We start from the raw sequence: 13115 nt of genomic DNA, 5'->3' as shown, positions 1-13115 counted from the left end.
GTCAGCTCTCGTCGGGGGTTGCGGCGGGCGGGTCGACGTCGTCGTCGTCGTCGGTGGCGGTCGCCCGGGGGGCGACGCGGGGCGGGGCGGCCGGGTCGAACTCGTCGTCGACGTGCCAGATCTGTGCCCCGAGCATCTGGCTCGCCTTCTGGAACATCGGCAAGTTCATCAGTTGCTTCTTGCGGTCGGCCGTACCCACGACGGGCACGCCTGTGTCGGGCGCTCCGTTCTTGACCCCGGCCCCCACCACACGCTCGACCCGGACCTGAGCCGGGGAGCCCGTCACCGACCTCAGCGCCTCTTCGATCCGCCTCGTGTTGGACTCAGTGCCGCACGCCTCGTAGACGTGATTATACTCCGCCGTGAATCGAATTACCAGGGCGTTTGGCCCGAAAATTGCATACGAATTCGCGGATTTCAGTTGACTCCCGAGAATCGGTGACCTCTCCGAGAGCGCGACGAGCAACCGCCGCCACACCTCGGAAAGTGTTGATTCTGAAAGAGTTAGCGATAAATCTTCGGGTGCAGACTGCGGTCCCGGTGCGGGCGAACTAGCCGTCACTGGGCCGTTTTTTTTTGCGCCCGCGGCGCTCTCGGGGAGTGCAACGGCAGGCCGGACTGCCCGCGAACCGGGCGCGGCGACGGCGACCGCCCCCGGTTGGCTGAGCGCCTGAACGAGTTGCCCGACGGAAAGCAGTTCGCCCATCCGGCACAACCGCACCACCGCCATCTCCAGGATCACTTGCGTGTGCGGCGTGTCGCGGAGCCGGGCGCGAGTCGCCGTCCACACCTCCAGCCCCGCCAGGATCGCGTCCAGGCTCGTGAGTTTGGCCTGCGCGACCACCGCCTCCTTCTGCGTCGTGGTCACGGGCAGCTCGCGGACGTCCGGCCCCCCGCAACTCACCAGCATGAGCGACCGCCAGTAGCCGATGAGCTGATCGACCAACTCGCCGACCTGGAGCCCGCGATCGACCCACGCACCCAGGAGGTCGAGCGCCCCCTTCGCGTCGCCCTTGAAGACCGCGGCGGCGAGTTCGATGACCCGCTCGTCGCCGGCCGTGCCCAGCAGCGCGTTCACCTGCTCGGCGGAGAGCGTGCCGGGGCACGAGGCGAGGAGCTGGTCGAGGAGCGACTGCGAGTCGCGCATCGAGCCGCCGGCGCGGCGGGCGATGAGCTTGAGCGCCTCGTCGTCGGCCCGGTGGCCCTCCTGCGAGACGATCCGCTTGAGCTGGTCGAAGATCTTGCCCGACCCGACGTGCGCGAAGTCGAACCGCTGGCACCGCGACAGGATCGTGATCGGGATCTTCTGCACCTCGGTGGTGGCGAAGATGAACTTGACCCGCGGCGGCGGCTCCTCGAGCGTCTTGAGCAGGGCGTTGAACGCCCCGGTCGAGAGCATGTGGACCTCGTCGATGATGTAGATCTTGTACCGGCTGCGGATGGTGCCGACGCCGACCCCGTGGCGGAGGTCGCGGACGTCCTCGACCTTGTTGTTGCTGGCCCCGTCGATCTCGTGAACGTCGACGTCCTCGCCGGTCGCGATGGCCTTGCAACTGTCGCACCGGTCGCACGGCGTCGGGGTCGGCCCCTCGGCGCAGTTGAGGGCCTTGGCGAGGATGCGGGCGGCGCTCGTCTTGCCGACCCCGCGGGCCCCGGTGAACAGGTAGGCGTGCGCGACCCGGCCCGACTGGAGCGAGTTCACGAGCGCGCCGGCGACGTGCTCCTGCCCGAGCAGCTCGGCGAACTGCTGGGGGCGGTACCGGCGGGCGACGGCGGTGTAGTCGGCCGGTGCTCGCGCCGCCGCGGGTGCGGGTTCGGGTGCCTTGACCTTCGCCATGTCGCTCGTCCGTGCCGGGGCCGCGAGTCGGGTTCCTCTGGTGCCATGCTACCCGCGATGCGGCCCGGGTGACAACGCCGGTGCCGCTCCCTCAAAGTTCGAAGCACGAAATCCGAAGCACGAAATCCGAAGGACGGACTGTAACCGGTTGTTTGGATCTCGTGACCCGGATTGTCCGCTGTTCGGATTTCGTGCTTCGAATTTCCGATTTTTGAGGCGCAGCCGAGCGGGTGCGGTTTCGATTGACTGGAGGAGTCGCCCCGGTGCCGGAGACCGTTCGGAATGCAGCAGAACCCTGCGGTGGACCCGTCCCCGCCCCGCAAGAAGCCCTCGCGCAGGTGGGCCCCCCGGTTCATCGAGGGGACCGACGCGATCACCTGGAGCCGGTGGCTGTGGGAGACCCGGTTCGCGGTCCACCCCAAGTACTGGTACATCGCCGCGTTCGTCTCCGCGGCCTCGACGATGAACCTCGTGCTGCGGTGGGTCCAGAACGGCACCCACGGCCGCGACCTGGCCCGCGTGACCCTCGGCAAGCAGCCGGTGTTCGTCATCGGCCACTGGCGGACCGGGACCACGCTGCTGCACGAACTGCTCATTCAGGACCCGCAGTTCAACTACCCCGACACGTTCGACTGCTTCTGCCCGAACCACTCGATCCTCTCCGAGCGGTTCTTCAAGACCTACGTGAACTGGCTGGCCCCGCAGCAGCGGCCGATGGACAACATGGCGGCCGGGTGGGGCCGCCCGCAGGAGGACGAGTTCGCGCTGTGCCTGCTCGGGCTCCCGACCACCTACCTCGACGTGGTGTTCCCGCGGTCCGCCCCGATGCACCCCGGGTCGCTCGACCTGTCGGGCCTGACCCCGACCGAACTCGCGCGCTGGAAGCGGACGTTCCGGCGGTTCCTCCAGGCGGTCAGCGCCCGCGACGACCGCCGGCTCGTGCTGAAGTCGCCCCCGCACACGGCCCGCATCCCGGTGCTGCTGGACATGTTCCCGGACGCCCGGTTCGTTCACATCGTCCGCGACCCGTACGTCGTGTTCCCCTCGACGGTGAACCTGTGGACGTCGCTGACCCGCCGGCAGTGCGTGCAGAAGCCGCCCGCGACCGGGTACGAGGAGAAGGTGTTCGGCGAGTTCCGCACGATCTACGACCGCCTGGAAGAAGCGCGGCCGCTGCTCCGGCCGGGGCGGTTCCACGAGCTGCGCTACGAGGAGCTGGTGAAGAACCCGGTCGGCGAGCTGGAGAAGGTGTACGCGGGGCTGGAACTCGACGGGTTCGCCGACGCCCGCCCGCGGGTCGAGGCGTACCTGGCGCAGACCGACGGGTACGAGACGAACAAGTACGCCATCACGCCCGAGCAGCGGGAGGAGGTCACCCGCCGCTGGGGCGACGTGATCCGCCGCTACGGCTACGAACTTGAAGAGCAGAGAAGAGAGTGATCCACAGATTTCGCAGAAGACACAGATTTTTTAGACACAAGGCAGAGGTCAGAGATCAGAGTTCAGCCACCAGTCATGTAACCCATGCTCCTCTGTCTTAAAATCTGTGTCTTCTGCGTAATCTGTGGATCAAACTGTCTTTACTCGTGCGCTACTCGAAGTAGTCCTCGTTGGCGGCCTTCTGGCGGTCGGTGACCGGCACCTTCGCGTCGCCGACCAGTTCCCGCACGACGACGCTCGCGGTGCGCTTTCGCAGCCGGCTCTCGGGCCTCAGGATGAGCCGGTGCGCGAGCACGGGGTGGGCCATCCTCTTCACGTCGTCGGGGGTGGCGAAGTCGCGGCCGGCGATCGCGGCGAGCGCCTGCGCCGTGCGGAACAGCGCGATCGACGCCCGCGGGCTGCCGCCGAGGAGCACGTCCTCGTGCGCGCGGCTCGCGTGAACAATTTCGAGCACGTACCGCGTCACCTTGTCGTCCACGTGGACGTGCCGGATCGCCTCCTGGCACGCGAGCACGTCGTCGGCCGACACGACCGGCTTGAGGTCGTCGATCGGGTGCCCCTTCTGGAGCCGGACGAGCATCTTCCCCTCTTCCTCCATGCTCGGGTACCCGAGGCTGAGCCGCACGAGGAACCGGTCGAGCTGCGCCTCGGGGAGCGGGAACGTGCCCTCCTGGTCGACCGGGTTCTGCGTGGCGATGACGAGGAACGGCGGCTTCAGCACGTACGTCTGGCCGTCGGCACTGACGCGGCGCTCGGCCATCGCTTCGAGGAGCGCGGCCTGGGTCCGCGGGGTGGCCCGGTTGATCTCGTCGGCGAGGAGCGTCTGCGCGAACACCGGGCCGGGGCGGAACTCGAACTCGCCGGCCTTCTGGTTGAAGATCGAGACCCCGGTGACGTCGCTCGGGAGCAGATCGGGGGTACACTGGAGGCGCTTAAAAGTGCAGCCGACGGAGCGGGCGAGGGCGCGGGCGAGCATCGTCTTGGCGACGCCCGGCACGTCTTCGAGGAGGATGTGGCCCTCGGAGAAGTACGCGGCGACCGCGAGGGTCAGTTGCGGCCGCTTGCCGATGACGACACGCTCGACGTTGGCGATGATGCGGGCCGCGGTGCCGGCGACGTCGGTCTCGGTCTGGGACATGGGTGGTCCGTACGGGGTGGCGTCAGGATACGGCGCACGCCCCTACGACGCCGCCCGCGGCGGGCGGTTCCACGCGGGGGTCAGTCGGTGCGGGTCAACCCGGCGCGGAGCTTGCGCCGCATCTGCCGCCAGAGCGCCCGCACCTCGCGCTCGGGCAGGCCGAGGCGGCTGCAAACGTCGTGGAACGCCACCCCCCGGAGCCAGAGGCGCGCGAGCCGCAGTTCCGTGTCGTCGAGCGACGCGAAGCCGGCCTGGACGCCGGCGAGGGTTTCCTCTCGGGAGACCGCGGCCGGCGGCGGCAGCGGGTTCGGGTGCAAGTCAATGATCTCGGGCGGTTCGGATGGGTGGGCCGCACCGGGCGGGGGAGCAGTCCAACGACTTCGGCGACTCATGGCTATCGCTCCACGTAGAAATCGGTTCTCGCGACGGATACCAATTCGCCGGCTTGCCACCCGCGCGTTCGCTCCCGGAACAGTTCGATGCTGTGGCGCCCGGCGCCTTGGACACGGACCATGTGGAGGCGAAAGGCCACGTCTCGAACTGATGCTGTCGAGGGAAAGGCCACCCGAAACGGCCCGTAACTGCCGACGAGCACCGGCGTCCCACTCGGGTGATCGTTCCACCGAATCTGGACCATAAACTCCACCGGTCTCGCCCGGTCGAGGTAGAACCTCGTGAACAGGTCCAACCGCCCGATCGTTCGCGGGAACTCCGCGTCCGCCGGCACGTCGTGCCAGTAGTCGACGCCGAGCAAGTCGGACGTCGGGTGCGACCCGTACTGCCGGGTCGTCAGGTTCGCGACAAAGTGGTGGACGCTCACGCGCCGGCTCATCGGGCGAACTCCGCGACTTCCCCCACTCTACCCGGCCGCGGACGGCGGTACAAATCACCCGCCCCGGACCGCGCCGCACCCGGTTCCACCGCGGGCACCGCGTCACTCCTCCGACCCGCTGCTGCCCTTCTCGATGAACGGCTTTTCGCCGGCCCAGGTCAGTTCGATCTTCAGGTCCTTCGTCGGGCCGGTGATCGTGACGGTCAGTCCGGAGTCGTCGGGCGAGGCGTACTTCTTCGGGGCGAGCCAGCGGATGTCGGACGGGCCGACGTTCTCGTTCCCGACGACGCGGACCGCGTGCGTGCCGGTCAGGCACCCGTCGCCGTCGTCGGTGGTCGTCAGGGTGAACCGGCCGTCCGGGCCGATGGTGCCCGCGGCCGCCCGGTAGCCCGTCGGCATCACCTGGACGCTCCCCCTGGTGAGCGGTTGCCCGTCGATCAGGACGGTCCCAGATACCGGCACCACCTTCGGCCCGCTCTCGCAGCCCGCCGCGGCCGCGACCGTGGCGGCGAGCGCTGTGAAAAACATCGTGGAGAGGCGCATGCGTGTGACCCCGGGGTCGTGCCGAAACCCCGGCGCGTGCCCGGGGTTTCGGCGCTGAGAGGAACGGAACCACCGGCCCCGGGCGCTCACGGCGCGGACCGCGCCTCGCCGCCCGCACGGGTCGAGAGCGCCTGGTAGGTCGGGAGGTCGATGGTGTTGGTGAGGAACTGGACGTGGCCGTCGCCGAAGGCGAAGTTGCCGCCGCCCGTGTGCCGGCTCCCGAACCCGCCGTACAGGGCGACGCCGTAGGGCGACGTGGTGACCCCGGTCCCGGGCTTGGTGTTCAGCGGGTTCTCGGTGGACCGCAAACAGCTCTCGTGCCGCCCGGCCTGGGTCCACAGGTTCCTCGACAGGTCCGTGTGCGCGTCGATCACTTCCCCGACGATCATGGTGTGGCTCGTGCCGTCGGTCATGTCGGACATCTTGTGTGGCACCCGGTAGTTGAACATCCCGGTGTTGTAGAGCTTGAGGTTGCTGCTGATCCCCTGGCTCGGCCCGAGCTTCCCGTGAACGAAGGCGTAGCTCCCCGTGGCCGCGTTCAGCCCACTGCTGACAACGAACGGCTGGCTGGTGTCCGAGGGGCACACCAGGAACGCCGGCCGGGTCTCGACGACCGTCTTGTTCGGCGTCGCCCACGTGCTGGACGGCCCCCACGGCGGGTCGGTCTGGCTCACCGTCTTGTACAGCGCGTCGGCCTCCAGCATCGGCAGGAGCTGGACGAACCCGCTCTGGCCGGACCGGCCGACCTTGTCCGCGGTCGGCGTGATGCTGGTCGCGCACGGGCCGTCGGTAATGCCGTCGCACCCGAGCCGCCCGTGCGGGTACCGGTTGTACACGTCCGAGTAGCTGGCGACCGCGATGCCGACCTGCTTGAGGTTGTTGGAGCACTTCATCCGGGCCGCCGCCTCGCGGACCTTCTGGACGGCGGGCAGCAACAACCCGATCAGGATCGCGATGATCGCGATCACCACGAGGAGTTCGATCAGCGTGAACGCGGGGCGGGAGGGTTTCGGCTTCCAGATGTTGAGAGTTGCGTGCATGGGATAAAACTCCGGACCGGAGAGATGAGGCGAACAACGTCAAGTATCGCACGCTCCGGGCGCTGGGGAAAGCCGGTCAAAAGCGGAGTGGGGCGTGAGAAGGAACTTGACCTCACGGTTTTCAGGAATCGCATGAATCTTTCAGGAGGCGAACGTCGCGCCCGTAATCCGGCGACTACTTCCCGGTTCCGAACGTGTACACTTCTTGTGCCCTGAACCGCGGCCCGGCGCACGGTGTCACCCTCCCCATGAGCAACGGGATGATCGAGATCGACGGCTCGGAGGGGGAGGGCGGGGGCCAGGTCCTCCGGTCCTCGCTCGCGCTGTCGGTACTCACCGGCCAGCCGTTCAAGCTCGTCAACATCCGGGCCCGGCGTGCGAAGCCGGGGCTCCAGCCCCAGCACGTCATGTGCGTGAAGGCCGCGGGCACGATCAGCGGCGCGACCTACAAGGGGGCGAGTCCCGGGTCCGCGGTGCTGTACTTCGAGCCGAACGCGGTGAAGCCCGGGAAGTACGCGTTCAGCATCGGCACCGCCGGCGCGACGGCACTCGTGCTGCACACCGTCGCGCTGCCCCTCGCCCTGCGCGGCGGGCAGGCGAGCGAGGTCGCGATCACCGGCGGCACGCACAACCAGCACGCGCCGTGCTATCACTTCCTTGAAACGACGTGGGCGGCGTACCTGCGGCGGATGGGGGTCGAGGTCGAACTCGAGATGACCCGGCCGGGGTTCTACCCCCGCGGCGGCGGCGAGATCCGGGCGGTGGTCCACCCCTGTTCCCGCGTGACCGGCGTGACCCTCACGACGTGCCCCGACCTGACGACCGCCGGCGGGTTCAGCGCGTTCGCGGAGTTGCCCGAGTCGGTCGGCCGCAAGCAGGCCCGGCGGCTCTCGGTGCGGCTCAAGAAAGAAGGGGTCGAGCCCCACATCCCGGTCGAGGAGTGGCACGCGGCGAACCCCGGCACCGTCGCCGCGGTGATCTTCCGGCAGGCCCCGGTGCCGCCGCTGTTCTTCGGCCTGGGCGAGCGCGGCAAGCCGGCCGAGTCGGTCGCCGACGACGCGGCCGACGAGGCGATCCGGTTCCGCGACGCGAAGTGCCCCGTCGACCCGCACTCGGCCGATCAGCTCCTCCTGCCGCTCGTGTTCAGCCCCGACGCCAGCGAGTTCAGAACGTCCGAAGTCACGCGGCACCTGACGACGAACATTGCAACCGTGCGGAAGTTCGTGGATCGTGTGATCGAGGTGGACGGGGAAGCGGGGCAACCCGGAACGGTCCGCATCCCCGCGGTGGTATAATGCCCAACCGCGAGAAGAGCGATCCACGGATTACACAGAAGACACCGGCTGAAAAACCGGATCAAGACCGAGCGGGGCCGAACGGGCTGGTGCGCGTCGCCCGCGTCTTGAACTCTGTGCCTTCTGTTTAATCTGTGGATCACTGCTTGTTGAGGAGACTCATGCAGATCGCGCAGGTCGTGCCGTGTACCGAGGCCGAGGGGCCGGGCAAGCGGTTCGCGGTGTGGTTCCAGGGGTGCCCGTTGCGGTGCCCCGGGTGCTGCAACCCCGAGTTCATCCCGTTCAAGGGCGGCGAGACGAGGACCCCCGACGAGTTGATCGGCTGGATGGAGCGGGTGCGAGCCGAGAGCGGCATCGAGGGGCTCACGCTGCTCGGCGGCGAGCCGTTCGCCCACGCGGCCGCCGGGGTCGCCCTCGCGGAGGGTGCGAAGCGGCTGGGGCTGTCGGTGATGGCGTTCAGCGGCTTCACGCTCGAAGAGCTGCGCACCCGGCCCGAACCGGAGGTCGCCGAACTCATCGCCCTGACGGACATCCTCGTGGACGGCCCCTACGACCGCGACCACCCGGACACCGAGCGGCGGTGGATCGGCTCGACCAACCAGCGGGTCCACTTCCTCACGGACCGGTACCGGCTGGACGAGCAGTGGCGGAAGCGCAACACGCTGGAGATCCGGGTCGTCGGCCGGGAGATCACGGTGAATGGTTTTCCGGCGAAGGATGCTGTAGGCTTGTGGAAGGGGTGGACGCGGAAGAAGCCGCTGCCGGTCGCGCGCCCGACCCCGACGCCCGATTCGCTGGGGACCGACGCGACATGACCCGTGCCGCCGCACCGCCGCGACCGCCCGAGCCCGACGGCCCCCGGCAGGTCTCCAAGTTCGAGTTCAACCTCCTCCGCATCCTGCGGTTCGTGGTCGGGCACTTCCCCGCGGACCAGGGGATGCAACTCGTTCGCGCCGCGGTCACCCGGCCCGAGTGCCTCAGCGCCGGGGCCGTCGATCTGGTCAAGGACACGCTCGCGAAGGCGTGCGTCCTGTTCCTCGTCAAGCAGGGGGCGTGGCGGAACGACAAGTACCTCCGCGAGGGGAGCCCGGTCCAGGGCCGGGTGTGGGACCGCGTGCCGCTCGACGAGCGGGGCCTGACGTTCTCGCGGCCGGTGCTCGAGTTCCTCCAGTGGGCCACGGCCGAGAAGGTGAACGACACGAAGGCCCCGTGGGACGCCGCCCCCGCGGCGCTGACCCCGGCCGACGAGTTCTTCTTCTGGCTCGCGTTCGACGCGACCCGCGCCGACCCGGACCTGCTGGCCGCGCTCCGCCGCAAGGACGCCTTCCGCACGAACGCCTTGTGCTGGATCACGTGTCCCGGCGACATGGCCGAGGGCGACGAGGCGGCCCCGCCCGACTTCGCCCCGCTGTTCGAGGGGCAGCGGGCGGTGATCCTGGAGTGCCTCCAGCGGCACCTGGAGCACCGGTGGGTCCGGTCCGAGCGGATGAAGGGGCAGATCGGCGACTGGAAGCGGATGCGGCAGCAGGGCCGGGCCGAGTTCGCCGCGCTGCAGGCGTTCCTGAAAGCGGCGCACGCCGCGAAGCGGACCGACCTGGCCCGGTTCGTGCTGCGGACGAACGCGGCGCTGTTCACGAGCGAACTGACGCCGGTGTTCTGGACCGGCGGGCTCCAGGGCAGCGGCCCGCCCCGCCTCGCGGACCGGCTCGACACGCAGCGGGCCGCGCTCGCCGTGCCGCGGCAGATGGACGTGCTCGACGCCTGGCAGCGCGAGGCCCTGAACGTCGGGTACTTCGACGAGGGGTACCAGGCGAACCAGATGTGGAAGGCCGACTGGGAGGCCGCCAACGGGACCCGCATCGCGGCCCGCGCCCACGCCGCCGTCGAGATGCTCGAACCGCTCCGCGGGCCGGTCGGCGGGCCGCCCGCGGCCGGGACCCCGCCCGTGACGACTGATACGGAAAGTAGCCCCGGGTGATCGGGCGCGTGTCCTGACCCCTGACTCCCGACCCCTGACTCCTGGAGCGAAGCGATGAGCCGCGCGTACCGCATCACCGTGAAGGAATCGGACACCCGCCACCTCAAGGCCGGGGACGAGATCTGCACGCAGTTGGAGATCCTCGAGATCCTCCCGCCCGAGGACATGGCCACGCTGCTCAAGGAAGAACTCAAGAAGCGCGGGTTCGAGGAGCAGGCCGACGGCACCATGCTCCGCAGGGACGGCGACCTCACCGTGAAGATCGACCCGTGCTCCGGCGAGGTCTCGGTGAAGGCCGAGGCCGAGGAGACGGTGAGCCAGGAGGCCAAGCGCGAGGCGACCGGGTTCAACGACGTCGGCCCGAGCGAGAAGAGCCTCCGCGACCGGGTCAAGGACCAGCTCAAGACCGACCTCGACAAGAAGTTCGAGCAGGAGCAGTCGCGGCTCCAGGGCAAGGCGACCGAGCAGCTCGAGAAGCACCTGAGCGACCTCCAGCCGGAGATCTCCGAGGTCGTCAACCAGGTGACCCGCGACGCGCTCAAGCAGAAGGCCCAGCAGATGGGCACCGTCAAGGAGATCAGCGAGGACGCCGAGAGCGGCTCGCTGACGATCAAGGTCGAAGTGTGACCGGGGTCGGGAGGCGGGAATCGGGAGTCCGCGAACCCGATCCCTCGCTCCCGGTTGCCGGCTCCTGACCCCCGACCCCCGACCACCGACCCCCGAACATGAGCATCACCGTCACCGAAAAAGAGCTGGCCAAGTCGCTCACCGTCGAGCAGGCGGTCGAGGCCGCGTACTCGCAGGAACTCGCCGACATCGCCAGCAAGCTGGTCCGCGGGCTGCCGGTGCTCGTCGAGTGCGACAAGGAACTCGCCCCGTACCTGTTCCTGAACGTGCGGAACCGGCTCCGCGAGGCGAAGCTCCAGTGCATCTACCTCGACGGCCGCCAGCGCGACCCGCAGCAGGGGGCGGTGCCGATGGGCCTGATCGGCACCATGATCGCGCAGCTCCGCGACGCGGTCCGCGGGGCCGTCGAGCGCCGGGTCGTCGTGCTCCCGCACCTCGACCTGCTCACCACCAGCCAGGGCGGGCTCACGGGCGAGGCCCGCGAGGTGATCCCGCTGCTGTACGAGAACCCCGAACTCGTGTGGCTCGGGTTCAAGGACCCGTCGTTCCCGCTCCCGAAGGTGATCGAGAACCTGTTCCCGTGCTACACGAACATCCTCGGCACCGCCCGGAACAAGCTCCGGCAACTCGTCACGCAGTCGGAGAGCCGCAAGTTCGGCCGCGAGTTCGCCCCGTGGCAGCTCTACAAGTACGTCTCGGGCGTGAACGCCGTCCGGTTGCGCCGGCTGCTGTCCACGCTCGAGGGCGAGGACTACCCGGCCGACCCGAAGCGCGCGTACTCGCAGGTGCGGCAGGCGACGCTGAACGGCCACATGGAGATCCCGACCGTTGACCTCGAGAAGGACATCGGCGGGTACGCGAAGGTGAAGTCGAAGCTCCGGGCCGAGATCCTCGACACGCTCCAGAAGCGCGACAAGGCCACGGACCCCGAGGAGGTCACGCGGCTCGAGGAACTGATCCCCCGCGGCATGATCTTCTGGGGGCCGCCGGGCACCGGGAAGACGTACTTCGCCAAGGCCATCGCCGCGAGCATCGGCGCGGCCATCACCATCGTGAGCGGCCCGGAACTGAAGTCGAAGTGGGTCGGGGAGAGCGAGGAGAACCTCCGCCAGATCTTCCACAAGGCCCGGCAGTCCGCGCCGTCGATCATCGTGTTCGACGAGATCGACTCGTTCGCCACCGCCCGCGGGACGTACACCGGCAGCGGCGTCGAGCACTCGATGGTGAACCAGTTGCTCACCGAGATGGACGGGTTCCACAAGGACGAACTCGTGTTCATCGTCGGCACCACCAACTTCGTGGAGTCGCTCGACCCGGCCCTGCTGCGGCCCGGCCGGTTCGAGTTCCACATCCACATCCCGTACCCGGACGACGACGACCGCCGCGCCATCTTCGAGATCTACAACAAGAAGATGAAGCTCCAGTTCACCCCGGAGGCGATGGACTACGCGGTCAACCGCACCGGCAACCGGTACATGACCCCGACCGGCACCGCGTTCAGCGGCGACCACCTGAACGCCCTGTGCCGCGCCGTCGCCCGGCTGCGGATGCGCGAGAACCTCACCGGCGAGACGACGCCCAAGCTCATCGAGAAGGCGATCACCGAGTTCGACGAGAAGGTCGAACTGCACGAGAAGGACCTGCCGGTCGTGGCGACCCACGAGGCCGGGCACTTCCTCGTGTCGATCTTCTGCCCGCACCACGCGCCGCCCGAGAAGGTGACGATCCAGAGCGACATGCCGTGGGCCCCGTTCTTCACCCAATTCAAGCACGAGAAGAAGCGGATCGGCATGAGCCGGAACGAGCTGCACGACATCCTCGCGGTGCTGTACGGCGGCATCGAGGCCGAGCGGCTGCTGACCGAGGACGTGTCCACCGGCGCGAGCGGCATGGGGCACCCGGGGTCCGACCTGTTCCGCGCGACGGACATCGCCGAGCTGATCGTCGAGGTGTGCGGCATGTCGAACCTCGCGGCCCCGCTCCGGTCCTTTCGGGACGAGAAGGGCCACCGGGCGGTGCTGTCCGGGTCGATGGCCGAGGCGATCGACCGGCAGGTGAACACGATCATCGTCGAGGCGCAGGCCCGGGCCGCCGGCATCCTCGCGAAGCACAAGGCCGACCTCGTCGCGATCCGCGACGAGTTGATGGAGAAGAAGACCATCGAGGGCGACCGCACCAAGGCCATCATCGACGACCTGCGGGCGCGGTACCCGAAGGACGTCGGCGCGCCGGGGCCGGAGGTGAAGCTCGCGGCCGGGGCCGGCACCACGACCGCTGCACCGGTGGCCGACGAGAAGGCCGAGAAGGACAAGAAGACCACGAAGAAGAAAGAAGACTAGCTCGGCGAGCCGGGAGCGTGAGCGACCGGAGCAACGTTGCTCCGGT

The 13115-nt window shown here is 68.7% G+C and carries 12 protein-coding genes; 6 read left to right on the top strand and 6 right to left on the bottom strand.

Annotated features, from left to right (window positions below; all coding sequences use genetic code 11):
- Position 1: 1 nt before the first annotated feature.
- Positions 2 to 1837: a DNA polymerase III subunit gamma/tau gene (dnaX, locus tag ACTIGN_RS23505; RefSeq protein ID WP_439628404.1), complete on the bottom strand. Its 1836-nt coding sequence runs from the start codon at positions 1835 to 1837 to the stop codon at positions 2 to 4.
- A 282-nt stretch (positions 1838 to 2119) separates the two neighbouring features.
- Here dnaX and ACTIGN_RS23500 point away from each other — a divergent pair, with 282 nt between their 5' ends.
- A complete protein-coding gene (locus tag ACTIGN_RS23500) occupies positions 2120 to 3277 on the top strand; it encodes a sulfotransferase family protein (protein ID WP_439628402.1) in 1158 nt (385 codons plus the stop codon).
- A 151-nt stretch (positions 3278 to 3428) separates the two neighbouring features.
- Here ACTIGN_RS23500 and ACTIGN_RS23495 read toward each other — a convergent pair whose 3' ends face one another.
- The 5 genes from ACTIGN_RS23495 to ACTIGN_RS23475 form a co-directional block, all read right to left on the bottom strand.
- The gene (locus tag ACTIGN_RS23495; RefSeq protein WP_439628400.1) at positions 3429 to 4415 is read right to left on the bottom strand and encodes an AAA family ATPase; all 987 of its coding nucleotides are present in this window, start codon (positions 4413 to 4415) and stop codon (positions 3429 to 3431) included.
- A gap of 80 nt (positions 4416 to 4495) precedes the next feature.
- Entirely contained in the window at positions 4496 to 4807 is a 312-nt protein-coding gene (locus tag ACTIGN_RS23490; RefSeq protein WP_439628398.1) for a hypothetical protein, read from the bottom strand.
- Between the two features lie 2 nt (positions 4808 to 4809).
- On the bottom strand, positions 4810 to 5247 hold the full coding sequence (locus ACTIGN_RS23485; protein WP_439628396.1) for a hypothetical protein: 438 nt from the start codon (positions 5245 to 5247) through the stop codon (positions 4810 to 4812).
- Positions 5248 to 5349: 102 nt separating this feature from the next.
- Complete coding sequence (locus tag ACTIGN_RS23480) at positions 5350 to 5790, bottom strand: hypothetical protein (RefSeq protein ID WP_439628394.1); 441 nt, start codon at positions 5788 to 5790, stop codon at positions 5350 to 5352.
- Between the two features lie 86 nt (positions 5791 to 5876).
- Positions 5877 to 6830, bottom strand: a complete 954-nt coding sequence (locus ACTIGN_RS23475) for a DUF1559 domain-containing protein (protein ID WP_439628392.1) — start codon at positions 6828 to 6830, stop codon at positions 5877 to 5879.
- Positions 6831 to 7090: 260 nt separating this feature from the next.
- Between ACTIGN_RS23475 and rtcA the strand changes: the two genes are divergently transcribed.
- From rtcA to ACTIGN_RS23450, 5 genes are all read left to right on the top strand, one after another.
- A complete protein-coding gene (gene rtcA / locus ACTIGN_RS23470) occupies positions 7091 to 8125 on the top strand; it encodes an RNA 3'-terminal phosphate cyclase (RefSeq protein WP_439628390.1) in 1035 nt (344 codons plus the stop codon).
- Between the two features lie 161 nt (positions 8126 to 8286).
- A complete protein-coding gene (locus ACTIGN_RS23465) occupies positions 8287 to 8940 on the top strand; it encodes a 4Fe-4S single cluster domain-containing protein (protein ID WP_439628388.1) in 654 nt (217 codons plus the stop codon).
- Positions 8937 to 10103: a hypothetical protein gene (locus ACTIGN_RS23460; RefSeq protein ID WP_439628386.1), complete on the top strand. Its 1167-nt coding sequence runs from the start codon at positions 8937 to 8939 to the stop codon at positions 10101 to 10103. Before ACTIGN_RS23465 ends, ACTIGN_RS23460 begins: the two co-directional genes overlap by 4 nt.
- Before the next feature lie 54 nt (positions 10104 to 10157).
- A complete protein-coding gene (locus ACTIGN_RS23455) occupies positions 10158 to 10730 on the top strand; it encodes a hypothetical protein (protein ID WP_439628384.1) in 573 nt (190 codons plus the stop codon).
- Between the two features lie 98 nt (positions 10731 to 10828).
- Entirely contained in the window at positions 10829 to 13069 is a 2241-nt protein-coding gene (locus tag ACTIGN_RS23450) for an AAA family ATPase (protein ID WP_439628382.1), read from the top strand.
- The last annotated feature ends 46 nt before the right edge of the window (positions 13070 to 13115 follow it).

This window comes from Gemmata sp., assembly GCF_051859125.1.
Lineage (GTDB): Bacteria > Planctomycetota > Planctomycetia > Gemmatales > Gemmataceae > Gemmata.
This window is presented reverse-complemented; position numbering and strand designations above follow the sequence as displayed.